Annotated in this window: 9 protein-coding genes and 1 rRNA gene; 3 read left to right on the top strand and 7 right to left on the bottom strand. The window is 48.3% G+C overall.

Annotated elements, in window-relative coordinates; translation table 11 throughout:
• Positions 1 to 127: 127 nt before the first annotated feature.
• Positions 128 to 1,676, bottom strand: a 16S ribosomal RNA gene (locus HMPREF9708_RS03730).
• A gap of 729 nt (positions 1,677 to 2,405) precedes the next feature.
• On the opposite strand from HMPREF9708_RS03730, the gene HMPREF9708_RS03725 reads away from it, so the two are divergent.
• On the top strand, positions 2,406 to 3,068 hold the full coding sequence (locus HMPREF9708_RS03725; protein WP_006308762.1) for a prepilin peptidase: 663 nt from the start codon (positions 2,406 to 2,408) through the stop codon (positions 3,066 to 3,068).
• A gap of 39 nt (positions 3,069 to 3,107) precedes the next feature.
• Here the strand turns inward: HMPREF9708_RS03725 and rpoC are convergent, their stop codons facing one another.
• The 5 genes from rpoC to HMPREF9708_RS03700 all read right to left on the bottom strand — a co-directional run bounded on the left by rpoC (position 3,108) and on the right by HMPREF9708_RS03700 (position 13,699).
• On the bottom strand, positions 3,108 to 6,764 hold the full coding sequence (rpoC, locus tag HMPREF9708_RS03720; RefSeq protein ID WP_006308761.1) for a DNA-directed RNA polymerase subunit beta': 3,657 nt from the start codon (positions 6,762 to 6,764) through the stop codon (positions 3,108 to 3,110).
• Positions 6,765 to 6,864: 100 nt separating this feature from the next.
• Complete coding sequence (gene rpoB / locus HMPREF9708_RS03715; RefSeq protein WP_006308760.1) at positions 6,865 to 10,464, bottom strand: DNA-directed RNA polymerase subunit beta; 3,600 nt, start codon at positions 10,462 to 10,464, stop codon at positions 6,865 to 6,867.
• A 429-nt stretch (positions 10,465 to 10,893) separates the two neighbouring features.
• The gene (locus HMPREF9708_RS03710) at positions 10,894 to 11,559 is read right to left on the bottom strand and encodes a potassium channel family protein (RefSeq protein ID WP_006308759.1); all 666 of its coding nucleotides are present in this window, start codon (positions 11,557 to 11,559) and stop codon (positions 10,894 to 10,896) included.
• A gap of 18 nt (positions 11,560 to 11,577) precedes the next feature.
• Entirely contained in the window at positions 11,578 to 12,921 is a 1,344-nt protein-coding gene (locus HMPREF9708_RS03705) for a TrkH family potassium uptake protein (protein ID WP_006308758.1), read from the bottom strand.
• Positions 12,922 to 13,087: 166 nt separating this feature from the next.
• Complete coding sequence (locus HMPREF9708_RS03700; protein WP_006308757.1) at positions 13,088 to 13,699, bottom strand: class I SAM-dependent methyltransferase; 612 nt, start codon at positions 13,697 to 13,699, stop codon at positions 13,088 to 13,090.
• Between the two features lie 97 nt (positions 13,700 to 13,796).
• Here HMPREF9708_RS03700 and HMPREF9708_RS03695 point away from each other — a divergent pair, with 97 nt between their 5' ends.
• Both HMPREF9708_RS03695 and HMPREF9708_RS03690 read left to right on the top strand, forming a co-directional pair.
• Positions 13,797 to 14,633 carry a Cof-type HAD-IIB family hydrolase gene (locus tag HMPREF9708_RS03695; protein WP_006308756.1) on the top strand — a complete coding sequence of 279 codons (837 nt, stop codon included), beginning with the start codon at positions 13,797 to 13,799 and terminating at the stop codon, positions 14,631 to 14,633.
• A gap of 10 nt (positions 14,634 to 14,643) precedes the next feature.
• Entirely contained in the window at positions 14,644 to 15,246 is a 603-nt protein-coding gene (locus tag HMPREF9708_RS03690) for a thioredoxin family protein (RefSeq protein ID WP_006308755.1), read from the top strand.
• A 176-nt stretch (positions 15,247 to 15,422) separates the two neighbouring features.
• Here HMPREF9708_RS03690 and HMPREF9708_RS03685 read toward each other — a convergent pair.
• Positions 15,423 to 16,697, bottom strand: a 1,275-nt coding sequence (locus tag HMPREF9708_RS03685) for a G5 domain-containing protein (protein ID WP_006308754.1), incomplete at its 5' end; no start/stop codon positions are given.

The following is a 16,697-nucleotide window of genomic DNA, read 5'->3' as shown; positions in this document are numbered from 1 at the left end:
GACTATGATCAATCTTGTTTGGTGTTATTCAGTTTTCAAGGATCAAGTTGAATGATCTTTGGGTTCCCCCTAAAGCTCACTCAAAACTAAACAAAGACAAGCCATTGTGTATTCCTGTACTCCTTAGAAAGGAGGTGATCCAGCCGCACCTTCCGATACGGCTACCTTGTTACGACTTCACCCCAATCATCTATCCCACCTTCGACGGCTCCCTCCTAAGTTAGGCCACCGGCTTCGGGTGTTACAAACTCTCGTGGTGTGACGGGCGGTGTGTACAAGACCCGGGAACGTATTCACCGCGGCGTGCTGATCCGCGATTACTAGCGATTCCGGCTTCATGTTCTCGAGTTGCAGAGAACAATCCGAACTGAGAATGGCTTTAAGAGATTCGCTTGCCCTTGCGAGTTCGCTGCTCGTTGTACCATCCATTGTAGCACGTGTGTAGCCCAGGTCATAAGGGGCATGATGATTTGACGTCATCCCCACCTTCCTCCGGTTTGTCACCGGCAGTCTCACTAGAGTCCCCAACTTAATGCTGGCAACTAGTGATAAGGGTTGCGCTCGTTGCGGGACTTAACCCAACATCTCACGACACGAGCTGACGACAACCATGCACCACCTGTATGGATGTCCCGAAGGACTTCACCTATCTCTAGGTTATGCATCCTATGTCAAGACCTGGTAAGGTTCTTCGCGTTGCTTCGAATTAAACCACATGCTCCACCGCTTGTGCGGGTCCCCGTCAATTCCTTTGAGTTTCAGTCTTGCGACCGTACTCCCCAGGCGGAGTGCTTATTGCGTTAACTCCAGCACTGAAGGGTGGAAACCCTCCAACACTTAGCACTCATCGTTTACGGCGTGGACTACCAGGGTATCTAATCCTGTTTGCTCCCCACGCTTTCGAGCCTCAGCGTCAGTTTCAGACCAGAAAGCCGCTTTCGCCACTGGTGTTCCTCCATATATCTACGCATTTCACCGCTACACATGGAATTCCGCTTTCCTCTTCTGTACTCAAGTGACCCAGTTTCCAATGACCCTCCACGGTTGAGCCGTGGGCTTTCACATCAGACTTAAGTCACCGCCTGCGCTCCCTTTACGCCCAATAAATCCGGACAACGCTTGCCACCTACGTATTACCGCGGCTGCTGGCACGTAGTTAGCCGTGGCTTTCTGGTTAGATACCGTCACTCCGGTAACAGTTACTCTACCGGTCGTTCTTCTCTAACAACAGTGCTTTACGATCCGAAGACCTTCTTCACACACGCGGCGTTGCTCCGTCAGACTTGCGTCCATTGCGGAAGATTCCCTACTGCTGCCTCCCGTAGGAGTTTGGGCCGTGTCTCAGTCCCAATGTGGCCGATCACCCTCTCAGGTCGGCTATGCATCATTGCCATGGTAGGCCTTTACCCCACCATCTAGCTAATGCACCGCGGAGCCATCCTTAAGTGACAGCCGAAGCCGTCTTTCCTTCATTGATCATGTGATCTGTGATTCTATGCGGTATTAGTCATCGTTTCCAATGGTTATCCCCCGCTTAAGGGTAGGTTCTCCACGTGTTACTCACCCGTGCGCCACTAACATTGACTTGAACAAGTTCAAGTCGCTGTTCGTTCGACTTGCATGTATTAGGCACGCCGCCAGCGTTCGTCCTGAGCCAGGATCAAACTCTCATGAAAGTGTGACTTGAAGCTTATGCCTCAAGTCGTATTCATGAGTCCTTTGACTCATTTAAATACTAGCTTTGGATTTTTTAGAGTGTTCCTTCACTCGTCTCGAAATTTATTCGGTTGTGCGATTCCTTCGAATCGCCCCTACACATCTTGGTGTTTGTCTTTGTTCAGTTTTCAATGAGCTTGGTTGCCGCTCGTTTGAGTGACAACTTCTATATACTACCATGGATCGGAGTTCAGCGCAAGCGTTAATTTGGATTTTATTAAAATTCTTTTTAAACGTTTGCCTCCGCGTTTGGCAGGAACTATACTATACCATCTTATTTTAGGTTGGTCAAGTCTTTTGGCTTGATTTTTTGGAATAATTTTTAACCGCAAAGAGGCATCCCTTTCTGGCTATTATTAACGAATGGAAGAAGTGAAGACTGGGCTCTGTCTCCAATCTTTTTGCAAGATAATAAAAAGGCAAGTATTCGATCACCGGCGACCGAACTTGTATTGCCCTATGGTATCCATCTAAATCTAACCTGTGGGAATACCCTTGATAAGCAGGACCACTGGAGGGCTTTTCCCGGTAATGAAAGGTTGCAAGGATCTGCTAGTCGATGATAAGTTCACCATGATCTGGTAAGTAATTCATTTTTTGAAAGATTTAAACGGACAGTTGACCTCTTCTAACTTTTTGCATTAACGCTTATTTCCTTTCTGGCGTGTATTTTTCTATGAGGTGGTTTCATGAATTCGATTCTATTATTCTTATTAGGTGCCTTTATTGCTTCTTTCCTCTATTGCCTGGCCATGAATTACCCAAACCAGGCCATCTTGTCCACTCGAAGGTCAACTTGTGACCACTGTGGTCATCTTCTTTCCTTTTGGCATTTGATTCCTATTTTTTCTTTTTGTCTCTTGAGGGGACGGTGCTTTTATTGTCACCAAGTCTTGAGTTCCAACTACTTATTGAGCGAGCTTTTTTCTGGTTTTGTCCTGGCCTATTTCTTTACACACCATCCAGCCAGTCTTCAAAATTGTCTGCTGGTCATCTGCCTATTATCCATGGTTTGTTTCGACTTAGCGGGTATGTGGCTACCTGACATTTTACAAGGGGTTCTGCTAGGCCTCGGCCTCCTTCATTATCAAAGCTTTCCCTATTATGCACCCATTTACCTAGTCTTACTTGGCGGTTGTTTGATTTTATTACTGGTCATTAATTCCTCTGCAATTGGAGGTGGCGACCTTAAATTTATCTATGCTTCCCTCTTCTTCCTTCCACCTGATCTCTTTCCTTATTATTTACTGATTGCCTCTGTCATGGGCATGATCTACATCCTAGTTACGGGTAAGGACCGGATCCCCTTCATCCCCTGCTTGGTGGTCAGCCTTATCATTCTCTACCCATAAAAAAAGCCGCCCCACGTCTATCGTGAGGCGGCTTAGCTGTTATTTCATTTGTTGGGGTTCTTCTGCTGGTTCTTGATCTGATTGATCTTCTGCATCCTCTTCTGATGTGAAAGGCACAGTATCTTGGGTCGTCTCAATCTCCAGGTCACGGTAATAGGTCATACCGGTTCCGGCTGGGATCAACTTACCAATTATGACGTTCTCTTTCAGACCAATCAGGGTATCTCGGTCACCACGGATGGCCGCATCGGTGAGGACACGCGTGGTTTCCTGGAAGGAAGCAGCTGAGATGAAGGACTTGGTCTCAAGCGCAGCCTTGGTAATACCGAGGAGGACAGGACGGGCAGTTGCCGGTACTTCTCCACTGGTAATGGCTTCCTTATTGGCTTTGGCAAAGTCCGCAATATCCATCAAGGCACCTGGAAGGATCGACGTGGAGGCTGGGTCCATTACGCGAACCTTTCGTAGCATTTGGCGAACCATCACTTCAACGTGCTTATCGCCAATCTCTACCCCTTGGCCACGGTAGACCGCTTGAACTTCACGCATGAGGTATTTCTCTACGGTTAGAACATCTGTTACGGCCAATAATTCTTTCGGATCAATGGATCCTTCGGTGAGGGCTTGACCGCGACCCACTTGGTCGCCTTCGTTCACCTTGAGACGGGCCGCAAAGGCTACCTTGTAAGTCCGCTCATCGGTCACACCCTTGACCGTGATCTCCTTCACCCGCTCGCTGGCCTTCTCTTCAATGGAAGTGACCGTACCAGCTACTTCGGTGATGGTCGCTTGTCCTTTCGGATTACGTGCTTCGAAGATCTCTTGGATCCGCGGTAAACCTTGGGTAATATCGCCACCACCCGCAACCCCACCAGTATGGAAGGTCCGCATGGTTAATTGGGTACCAGGTTCTCCGATCGATTGAGCGGCAATCGTTCCGACTGCCTCACCGACTTCGACCTCCGCACCAGTTGCGAGGTTGCGGCCATAGCACTTCTTACATACCCCATGGTCTGTATTACAAGTGAAGACTGAACGGATGGTGACAGATTCTACGCCCGCTTGGACAATTTCACTGGCCATCGCTTCAGTAATCAAGGTCTGAGCTGGAACAATGACTTCCCCTGTTTCCGGATGGATCACCGACTTGTGGGTGTACCGCCCTTGGAGACGTTCTTCCAGGGATTCAATAATGGAATTGCCGTCCGCAATCTCTTGAATCTCTAATCCCTTGTCCGTTCCACAATCTTCTTCACGAATAATCACATCTTGGGCAACATCGACCAACCGTCTGGTTAGGTAACCGGAGTCGGCTGTCTTCAAGGCCGTATCGGTCATCCCTTTACGCGCCCCGTGAGTCGAGATAAACATCTCCATGACATTCAACCCTTCACGGAAGTTGGAAGTGATTGGAAGTTCAATAATCTTACCGGATGGCGCAGCCATGTTTCCACGCATCCCCGCTAATTGGGTAAAGTTGGAGATATTCCCCCGAGCACCTGAATCAGACATCATAAAGATCGGGTTCAAACGTGGCAAGCTCTTTTGTAGGTCAGATTGGATCTCATCCTTAGCCTGTTCCCAGGTCCGGATGACCCGCTCGTAGCGCTCGTCTTCTGTCAAGAGACCCCGGCGGCGGAGACGGGTAATCTCATCCACTTGCTTATGTGCATTTGCTAGGATCGCTGGCTTACTTTCAAGCTTCAAGACGTCAGCCACTCCGACTGTGATCCCTGATCGGGTTGAGATCTTATAGCCAAGGTCTTTCAACTTATCTAGCATCATGGAAGTTTCCGTAATTTGGAAGTGCTTGAAGACTTCAGCAATGATATTTCCGAGATGCTTCTTCTTGAAAGGCGCTACCGGTTCCATGGCTTGAATCGCTTCAGGAACATTGGTTCCAGGCTCTAAGAAATACTTGTCCGGTGTCTTTTGGGTTAAGTTCTCATTGGATGGTTCATTTAGATAAGGGAATTCCTCCGGCATTATGGCATTAAATAGGAGCTTCCCGATCGTCGTAACCATCAAACGTTCCTTCTGCCAATCGGTAAAAGGCTTGTTGGTTAGGGCTTTGGCTGGAATCGCTACCCGGGTATGAAGGTGAACGTAGCCATTCTGATAAGCCAACTCCACTTCAGACATTGAAGCAAGGATCATTCCCTCGCCCACTCGACCCGGCTCTTCAATGGTAAGGTAATAATTCCCCAAGACCATATCTTGAGAAGGGGTAACGACTGGCTTACCGTCCTTAGGATTCAAGATGTTCTGCGCACCCAACATAAGGAGACGCGCTTCGGCTTGTGCTTCTTGTGAAAGGGGCACGTGAATCGCCATTTGGTCCCCGTCGAAGTCCGCGTTATAGGCTTCACAGGCTAAGGGGTGGAGGCGGATGGCCTTACCTTCAATTAGGACCGGTTCAAAAGCTTGGATCCCCAAGCGGTGCAAGGTGGGGGCCCGGTTCAAGAGAACTGGGTGTTCCTTAATGACCTCTTCAATGACCGGCCAGATTGCATCATCTTGGACTTCAATCATCCGCTTGGCATTCTTGACGTTGCCAGCGATGCCACGTTCAACCAGCTCCTTCATCACAAAGGGCTTGAAGAGCTCAATGGCCATCTCTTTAGGAATCCCACACTGGTACATCTTCAGGAAGGGACCGACCACGATAACTGACCGGCCAGAATAGTCGACCCGCTTACCAAGTAGGTTCTGACGGAAGCGTCCTTGCTTCCCTTTCAACATATGCGATAGGGACTTCAATGGGCGGTTACCAGGACCTGTCACGGGGCGTCCGCGACGTCCATTATCGATGAGGGCATCGACCGCTTCTTGTAACATCCGCTTCTCATTCTGCACGATAATATTGGGAGCTCCCAAGTCAAGCAATCGTTTCAACCGGTTATTTCGGTTGATCACCCGCCGGTAGAGGTCGTTCAGGTCAGACGTCGCAAACCGTCCACCCTCCAATTGGACCATCGGACGTAGATCTGGTGGGATCACCGGTAGAACGTCCATCACCATCCACTCTGGCTTGTTGCCCGATTCATTGAATGAATCGAGAATGTCCAAACGCCGAATGGCACGAGTTCGCTTCTGACCGGTTGCTGTCTTCAATTCTTCTCGTAGCTGGTCGATTTCTCCTTGCACATCGACCGCTTGGAGCAATTCTTTAATCGCTTCTGCTCCCATCTTGGCATAGAAGCGATCGCCATATTCCCGCTTCTTCTCACGGTACTCTGTCTCGGTTAAGAGAGCCTTATATTCTAAATCGGTATCGCCTTTGTCAATCACAATATAAGAAGCAAAGTAAATCACTTCTTCTAATAAACGTGGACTCATGTCCAAGACCAAACCAATTCGACTTGGAATTCCTTTGAAATACCATACATGGGTTACAGGCGTTGCCAATTCAATATGACCCATCCGCTCACGGCGCACTTTAGCGCGGGTAACTTCCACACCACACCGGTCGCAGACACGCCCTTTATAGCGGATACGCTTCAACTTCCCACAGGAACATTCCCAGTCCTTGGTTGGACCAAAGATTCTTTCACAGAACAAGCCATCCTTTTCAGGCTTGAGGGTTCGATAGTTAATCGTCTCTGGCTTCTTTACTTCACCGTAGGACCAACTACGGATCTTCTCAGGGGATGCTAAACCAATCTTCATAGATTCAAATTTATTAACATCGATCAAGGGGCCGACCTCCTTCTTGATATTCAAGATCTGCTATCTGAGGATAGTGACCTTTATAGTTAGAGTGCCTTATCTCCAATGGCTCCAAGGCATTTATTTCTTATTCTTGTTCCGTCTCTGTTGCTTCAGCAACCGGTTCTTCACCAAATTCTTCTTGGATACGTTTCTCTTCGGCTGCCATTTGCTCTTCTTTGAATTTCTCTAATTTGTTGAAGTTAATGACATCATTATCATCTTCATCATCGAGGAGCTCAATCTCTTGATCTTGTGCGTCCAAGACCTTCAAGTCTAATCCAAGGGCTTGGAGTTCCTTAACGAGGACTCTGAAGGATTCTGGCACGCCTGGCTTAGGAATTGTTTCACCCTTGACGATGGATTCGTAGGTCTTCACCCGACCCACCACATCATCGGACTTATACGTTAAGATCTCTTGCAGGGTATAGGCTGCACCATAAGCTTCCAAGGCCCATACTTCCATCTCCCCAAAACGTTGACCCCCAAATTGAGCCTTCCCGCCGAGCGGTTGTTGGGTGACAAGTGAATAAGGACCTGTCGAACGCGCATGCAACTTATCATCCACCATGTGGGCTAGCTTGAGCATGTACATAACTCCGACGGAGACTTTCCGGTCAAACGGTTCCCCTGTTCGACCATCGTAGAGAATCGTCTTAGCATCGTGTTCAAGTCCAGCTTCCTTAACGGTCGCCCAGACATCTTCCTCACGTGCCCCATCAAATACAGGGGTCGCCATCTTAATTCCTAATTGACGACCGGCCATTCCCAGGTGCAACTCCAAGACTTGTCCAATATTCATCCGCGAAGGCACCCCTAAAGGATTCAACATAATATCGATTGGAGTCCCATCTGGCATGTAAGGCATATCTTCTTCCGGTAGGATTAAGGAGACAACCCCCTTATTCCCGTGACGTCCTGCCATCTTATCACCGACTTGGATCTTACGCTTCTGAACAATATAAACGCGCACGAGCTTGTTGACACCTGGTGAAAGTTCATCCCCATTCTCACGGGTAAAGACCTTGACATCGTGGACAATCCCGCCCCCACCGTGTGGAACACGAAGGGAGGTGTCGCGAACTTCACGCGCCTTCTCACCAAAGATGGCATGAAGCAAGCGTTCTTCTGCTGAGAGTTCCGTTACACCCTTAGGTGTCACCTTACCAACTAAGATGTCGCCATCGCGCACTTCCGCACCAATGGAGATGATACCGTCTTTATCAAGGAATTTAAGGGCATCTTCACCCACATTCGGAATCTCACGCGTGATTTCCTCTGGGCCTAACTTGGTATCCCGTGATTCGGATTCATACTCTTCAATATGGATGGAGGTATAGACATCATCCTTGACTAAACGTTCAGACATGATGACCGCATCCTCATAGTTGTAACCATCCCAGGTCATGAAGGCTACTAATGGATTCTGTCCTAGTGCCATCTCACCATTCTGCATGGAAGGTCCATCCGCAAGAATTTCTTGCGTCTCAACTTGGTCCCCTACTTGAACAATCGGACGCTGATTATAACAGGTTCCTGCATTCGAACGGGCAAACTTCGTCAGATGGTATTCATCCGTCGTCCCATCTTCTAATTGAACACGGATCTTCTTAGCATCCACATACACGACGCGCCCTGGACGTTCACAGATGAGACAGGCTCCAGAGTCGTGAGCAGCTGAATATTCAATCCCTGTTCCCACAATCGGTGATTGGGGCCGCACAAGTGGCACGGCTTGCCGCTGCATGTTCGCTCCCATAAGCGCCCGGTTAGAGTCGTCATTTTCTAAGAAGGGGATATGAGAGGTTGCGACGGCTACGACCTGCTTAGGTGAGACGTCCATGAAGTCAACTGTCTCACTCTTCACTTCCAAGTTCTGGTCCTTGAACCGGGCCATAACAGTATCGTTAGCGAAAGTCCCGTCCTCATTCAAGACAGAGTTGGCTTGGGCAATGGTATAGAGGTCCTCCTCATCAGCAGACAAGTAAACAATCTCTTCGGTCACCACTTGCCTGTCCTTATCCACCTTTCGGTAAGGCGTCTCGATGAAGCCATATTGGTTAATCTTAGCAAAGGTTGAAAGCGAGTTGATCAAGCCGATGTTGGGTCCTTCAGGGGTCTCAATTGGACACATCCGGCCATAGTGAGAGTAATGAACATCTCGAACTTCATAGCCTGCACGGTCACGTGTCAAACCACCTGGTCCTAAGGCAGATAGACGGCGCTTATGCGACAACTCACTCAAGGGGTTGGTCTGGTCCATGAATTGTGACAATTGGGAAGACCCGAAGAATTCCTTGATCGAAGCGACCACTGGCCGGATATTAATCAATTGTTGCGGTGTCATCGTCGCCACATCTTGTAGCGACATCCGTTCACGCACCACCCGCTCCATCCGAGAAAGACCGATTCGGAATTGGTTCTGTAGGAGTTCTCCGACTGAACGGATCCGACGGTTTCCTAGATGGTCAATATCATCGGTCGTGCCAATCCCATCATCTAAAAGAAGGTAGTAGTTCATTGACGCGATAATATCCGCTGGGGTTAAATAATGCACCCCTTCCAGGTTAGCATTGCCGACAATGTTGATCACACGGTCTGGGTCATTCGGCGCGTAGGTCTTGATAATCTGTAGGTCAACCGGTTCGCCTACTACCCCTTCTGGTGAAGGGGTATAAGTATAAACGTTAATCCCTTGGTCAAGATAAGGGATAAGGGTTTCTATCCGGTCCGCTGTTAATTCGGTCCCCTCCGTAAAGATCACTTCACCGGTTTCGGGATCCGCTAAGGTCTCAGCTAGGGTCAGACCCAAGAGACGGTGCTTGAGGTGGAGTTTCTTATTAATCTTGTAACGTCCTACCTTGGCTAGGTCATAACGACGTGGATCAAAGAAACGAGCGGTTAAGAGGTTACGAGAAGATTCAGCTGTCTTGGGTTCACCTGGACGCAGACGCTCATAGATATCCTTCAAGGATTCTTCTACCCGTGAATCCGCAATATTCTTATGGACATCCTTCACCAAGGTGTCATTCAATAGGCGGGTCTCGGATAAGATCTCAACAATCTCATCATCTTCACCAAAGCCAAGGGCCCGGATTAATTCGGTAATCGGCAATTTCCGCGTCCGGTCAATCCGAACATAGGCAATCCCCTTGGCATCTGTTTCAAATTCTAACCAAGCCCCGCGATTGGGAATGACGGTCGAACTAAAGGTATGGCGGCTCTTCTTATCCACCTTATCATGGAAGTAAACCCCAGGAGAGCGAACCAGTTGGGACACGATCACTCGCTCTGCCCCATTAATAATAAAGGTCCCCGTATCCGTCATAATTGGGAAATCGCCAAAGAAGACCTCTTGCTCCTTGACTTCCCCTGTCTCCTTGTTGACTAGACGCAAGTTGACATAGATCGGCTTGGAATAATTCGCATCATGGGCCCGTGCCTCTTCCACCGAATACTTGGCTTCCTGGAAAGAGTAATCATGGAAGTATAATTCAATCGTCTCTGTATGATCGACAATTGGGGAAATATCTTCAAACATTGTTCTTAGACCTTCCTCTAAGAACCATTGATAAGAATCGGTTTGGATCTCTGTAAGATTTGGCAGTTCAAGCACTTCATCAATGCGCGCGTAACTCCGACGTTGAGCTTTCTTACCATACTGAACGGTATGATGATGTTGACTCAAGTGATTCACCCCTCTTTAGTATTCACAAGCGTCAATGGATTCGTGCGGACTTGGGTTAGCTATCGGCTGATATAACAAATGCGTAACAATTATTACGTTTTAATGACAAGTAGCTTTTAGATCGCTTTTTAGGGCAAAAAAAAGACAAAAGAATTGAAAATTCTGCTAAATTAGCTGACTCAACCTTTTGTTCAACTTGCCAAAATCGCCGACCGGACAATATTTCGGTGCCATTTTGAATTCTGTATCCACGCTTTGCGTTATTCTATTATATAGACCCTAAATCGGCTTGTCAAGACCCTGATTCAAGGGCCCTTAATGGTTTAATGATAAGCAAAAGAGTTACTCCCTATCGTGAATGACCACCTTAAGAAGGCCATACCAAGGCTTAATTAAAGAAGCCCACCCTCATCCGAGGGCGGGTTGGTGCTATTTGTCAAGGGCTTTGAGGATCTGTTGGACTTCTTGATTATTGGTCAAGCCAATAAAGGTATCCTTGTCTTGAATTTGGTAGTTGGGGTCAATATCAACCTTGAACTCATCTTGACCCTGGGACTTAATGGCCAGCAGGTTCAATGAGTATTCCTGGCGGAAGTTGACCTGGTCGATGGTCTTGCCGACCCACTTGCCATGGGCGGTAAATTCCACCATCTGGTTAGCATTATCCAGCTGGATCAGGTCTAAGACGGAACCATTGGTCAATTCATTCGCAAAACGAACCCCCATATCAGCTTCTGGTAGAATCACCTGGTCAACCCCCAGCTTGAGGAGGACCTTACGATACTCTGCCTGCCGGGTCTTAGCAATGATCTGTGGCACCTCTAACTTCTGCAAGGCCAAGAGGGTCATAATACTATTTTCAAACTTGGAGGAGGCGATCACCACCACATCGGCTGAGCCAACTCCTGCTTCCTTCAAGACCTCATACTTAGAGAAGTCCCCTTGAACCGCATAGGCAACATGGTCGGCTAGGTTCTCCACCCATTCCATTTCCCGATCGATCGCAATCACTTCTTGACCATTCTCTGCCAGTGTCCGAGCCAAGGAAGAACCAAAGAGACCCAGACCGAGGACGGCGATTACTTTCTTTTTCATTTATTCGCTTCCTTTCAATTATCCAATCATCAAATTCCCCAAGGGATGCTTCACTTTACTTGGAGTCCGACTAAGGTTGATGGCCCAGAAGACGGTCAACAAGCCAATACGTCCAATTAACATCATGACAATCAATACCACCTTCCCAATCGCTGTCAGATTGGCACTCAAGCCCAATGACAAGCCAACTGTTGAGAAGCAGGAGACCACCTCCATCAGAATATATTCCAGGCCAAAGCCGGCTGGAATCTGCTCTGTCGATAAGAGGATAAAGGAGGCCAGGCTAATTAAGAGCATCCCGGCCGTAAACATAAAGACCGCCTTGACCATGGCTTCGCGCGAAATCCCCCGCTTAAAGATCATGGCCCCTCGACTGCGAACACCCGAGAAAGCTTGGACGATCAAGACTACCACCGTGGTCGTCTTCAAACCACCACCCGTTGACCCCGATGAGGCACCAATGAACATCAGGATGAGGGTCAGTAGGATACCTGCATGGGATAAGTGGGTATAGTCGATGGTCGCAAAACCAGCGGTCCGAGGCGTCACCGCCAAGAAGAGATAGTTCATCCAGCGGATGCCAGCCGGATGCCGGTCTAAGAGACCCGTCCCATGCTCGGTCCAAGCGAACAAGAGGGTGCCGCCCAACAAGAGGAGACCAGTTGCGCTTAAGACAATCTTACTATGCCAGAGTAATTGGTGGTTCTTGGGATATGCCAAGAGGTCGCGGCAGACAATAAAGCCCAACCCCCCAATCACAATCAAGGCCGTAATGGTCAAGACCACGAGGGGATGATCCTGGTAGCCCACCAAGGATTCCCCAAACAGGTCAAAGCCAGCATTACAAAAGGCGGACACGCTATGAAAGACTGCATGATAAAGGCCCATTCCCCAGCCGTGTTCAGGTACCCAAGCCCAGGCTAAGAGGAAGGCCCCGATCCCCTGGACCGTCATCGCAAAGCGTAGGATATAAGATAAGAGGGCATGGACCTGAGAGAGGTCCGAGATGTTCAAGGACTCCAGCACAACCTGCTGGGCCTTCAAGTCGACTCGCTTGCCCATGAAGACATAGATAGTGACCCACAAGGTCATAAAGCCAAGTCCCCCGACCTCAATCAAACACAAGATCACTGTCCAGCCCCAAATATTCCAATGGTCTAAGGTATTCACCGTGACATTCCCCGTCACGCAAACTGCTGATACCGCGGTAAACCAAGCATCAAGAAAGGGGGTCCCTTCCTGTGACTGCGTCACCCATGGTGTCGCTAAAAGACCAGCCCCTAATAAAGAAATTAAGATAAAGCCTCCCATAATAATTAGGGCAGGGCTCAAAGACTTGCGCTCAGTTAATCTTGATAGCACCGGTTTCCTTCCTCTCTGACCGTTCTTGCGATCTAAATAGTAGACATAATGTATCACACGCGGAGGAGTCTGACAATCTTTTTAATGTTAACTTCTTGCGGTCGATAATCAACAAGAGACTGGTCAGATAGCTCAAGCCATCCAACCAGTCGGCTCCTGATTGATATCAGGCCTTCTTAATGGCTCTTAAGATCCAATAGCCCTTGGACCGTTTCACTCGGTCAACCTGGTCAAAGCGCTGGTTCAAATAGACTTCCATCGAAGGTGCTCCTTGCTTCTTCTGAATGACCAACCAGAGTTCCCCTCCAGGTCTCAAGGCACGGTAGGCCTGGTCCGCAAAGGCTTGGATCACCGCTTTACCAGCCCGGATGGGGGGATTGGTCACAACGTGGGAGAAGTCCCCATTCCCCTGCCATTCCAGGACATCCGCTAGTTCAAAGGTCACGTTAGACGCCTGGTTGGCCAGCGCATTCTGCTTGGCTAATTCAAGCGCCCGTTGGTTCAATTCAAGGCCCATCACCGAGCAGGACGGATAGACCTTGGCCAGACTGATCGCAATCGGCCCATAGCCTGACCCTAATTCCAAGAGCGCATCAGGGGTAGCTTGGAGCTGGTCCACCAATGTCTCTACCAACAAGCGGGAGCCAAAGTCCATCCGGTCCTTGGAGAAGACACCTGCATCGGTCGCGAAGGACATGAACTGGCCAGCCACTTCGGTTGAGAAGGACTGGTAGTCGTGGTCACTGGTTGGCTGATGGGAGTAGTAATGATCAGGCATGGCGATTCCTCCTAATGATCTGTTCACGAACTTATCTTATCATTATTGAGGCAAAAGTGATACACTAGACCTAATCAAAAAATAAGGAGGCCACACCTTGATTAAATTATTTGCATCCGATCTCGATGGGACGCTCTTAGGCAAAGACCACCAGATCACCCCAGGCAATGCACAAGCCGTCCATGACCTGCAAGCCAGTGGAATCGACTTCATTGTGGCGACGGGACGGGACCTCTATTCCTGCCGTAAACTCTTAGCTGCAGCGAACATCCAATGTGATGTGATTGTCCTCAATGGCGCGGCTATCTATAACCGAGACGACCAACTCATCTTCCAACAAGGTCTGGACGTGGCGGTCACCCAAGCTCTGGTCAAAGACCTCAACCAACGCCAACTCGACTACTCAATCATGGGAGCGACCCACTTCTATGTCCGTAATATCCAAGACTTTTATAACCGACTGATGACGACCCTGCATGAAGACCCTCAAGCTGAGACCACCAATGCCCAATTAAGGGACCAATTCGGCATGGTGAAGTCGTTGGATGACTACTCCCTCGACCAAGACCCACCCTTCAAGCTGATGGTGATGTCTAAACAAGCGGCTGCCTTAGAAGCCTTCAAGGCTGAATGGCAGGATGAGGCCAGCCTTGATATTACCTCGTCCGGACCTGACAACTTGGAAATTACCCACCATCTTGCTCAGAAGGGTCTGGCCATCCAGCGCTACCTCCAGAATAAGGACTATGGCCTGGACCAGGTGGCAAGTATTGGGGATTCCCTCAACGATCGCTCCATGTTACAGATGACCGGCTATTCCTATGCCATGTCCAATGCCAGCTCGGCCGTTAAACAACTCGCCAAAGACCTCGCGGCCCCTCACGATGAAGACGGTGTCGCGCAAGTGATCCAAATGATTCTATCCAACCGCTAAGGAGATGCCTATGAAAAGAACCAGAAAATTCTTGACCCTCATTAGCCTGGCTTGCCTGCTCTTAGTAGCTTGTCAACCCACACCTCCCTCCTATACCTCAACCAAACCCCAAGAGAAGGCCTTAACCTTCGACCCCAGCCAACCCATCCGGTTTCCAGAGACTTTCCAGATCAAAGACCTCAAGCCAAACCAGAAGGCCGACCTCTACCAGCAGTTGGATGCTATTACCCGGTACGATGGGAGCCAGGAGCCAGACCCCAGTAGCTACTCACAAGTCCACCCGATCGAATCCCAGGCCGACTATGAAGCCCTGATTCAAGCTTCCGAAGACCAACCGATGGTCTTCGTGATCGGCTTCGATTCCTGCCCCTACTGCAAGGCCTTCGTCCCCAAGATAAATCAATTAGCCAAGGAAGCCCAACTGGCCGTCTACTACTACAACACTGACAAGCGACAAAATGATGACAACTTCGACCAAGTTATCAAAGAAGTCTTCCAGATCCAGACGGCACCCCACGCCTTCATTGTTCAAGAAGGCAAGGCCCGTCACCCCCTCAACGACCAATCCACCATGGCTGAAATCGAAGCCTTCGTGGAAGAAGCCAAGCATTAGACCTAAGGAAGATAGCCTGGATACTCCTAGCGAAACAGATACAACATCACACCCACCCGGATACTTTTGGGGTGGGTGTTTATCTATACACTGGTTCTAATATGTCGACCAGAAAGACCAGGAAATGAAGTTCCCTTCATCCTCCTGGTCTTAAATGGTCAGTTAATACGCTTATCTTAGTTAGCGGGGATACCGAGGTTATTGAGAATTTCTAGAACCGTATCGGTAAAGAAATTCAAGTTACTTTCCTTTGTTTCACCTTGTTTCGTGATCGTCATCACTTTTTTATAGGCTTCAATATCGGATAGCGGCTCAAGCATTGAATCATAATGGTTAACCATTGCCTTCATCCCTTCTTGGCTAAAGGAATAATTCGCTAGATCCTCAATCGCTTCGCGCAGAGTCGCTTCCGATTGACCAGATACCTGACGGTAATATTCCAACATTCTAGCAAGGGTATCTTCGCGGGTGATGGTCTCATCGTTGGTGATTGTCTTGAAGGATTCTTGCCAGTGGTCTAATAATGAATTTAGATTATTTAAAGTTTCCATCGCTGTATTTTTAGCGTCTAGACGTGGAGCATATGCCCCAAAATCACCATTATTCATTACATCCTTATATAAATTTTTTCCTCCAAACATATCTTTATTCATCATATTATTTACCATTAACCTCTTGTATTGTTCTGCCGTTTGCCCCGATTGGACTTCTGTAATACCTAATTTTTCAGCTGCAGCTAACACTAAAGTTTCATAAAAACCTCCAGTATTACCTTTGCTGGCCTTAACTATGTCTTCAACAATAATTGTTTCATCATCCTTCGACTTACGATAATAGTCAAGAATTGAAGCAAGAACAATCTTTTTCTTATTATTAGAATACTCAGCCAGAGCATCCAAATAGAACTTCTGTGTTCTTTCAGAATTATTAGGATTTAAAGCAATCGTCATTGCACCGAACTGATAGTTTGTTCCAAATTCATCAACGTCTTTCGCCATCTTATCATACACACTTAAAACATTACCTAAAGCCTCTTCACTCGGTTCAGGAGTGCCGTAGTCGACCGTCCACTTAACTAGCTGGTCTTTTTTGGTGCCAACTTCAATAATTTCCGTCACAGGATCGACTCTTTCAACAACGCGCACTTCCTGTCGGTTCGTCTCCTTGCCTTTGATATAGGTTACTTCGTACTCTTTGGTCACAGAACCTTCTTTACCTTCTTGAATAACACGCTCTGTTCCTTCATAAAGATCAGGATTCTCACGACGTTCTGTTTCAGGAGTCAGTGTTTCAGTTTCGGTAATCGTCTCGACACGCTTGATACCCGTATACTTGATGGCTGCAGTTCCTTCATCGATGACTTCTCTATTAATCATCTTTCTTGAAACTTCTTTGCCACGTTCGTAAGTGATTTCTTCCGTGATCTCCGTTACTTTAGGGCTGCCAGGCTC

The sequence above is a fragment of the Facklamia languida CCUG 37842 genome, assembly GCF_000245795.1.
GTDB classification, from domain to species: Bacteria; Bacillota; Bacilli; order Lactobacillales; family Aerococcaceae; genus Facklamia; species Facklamia languida.
This window is presented reverse-complemented; position numbering and strand designations above follow the sequence as displayed.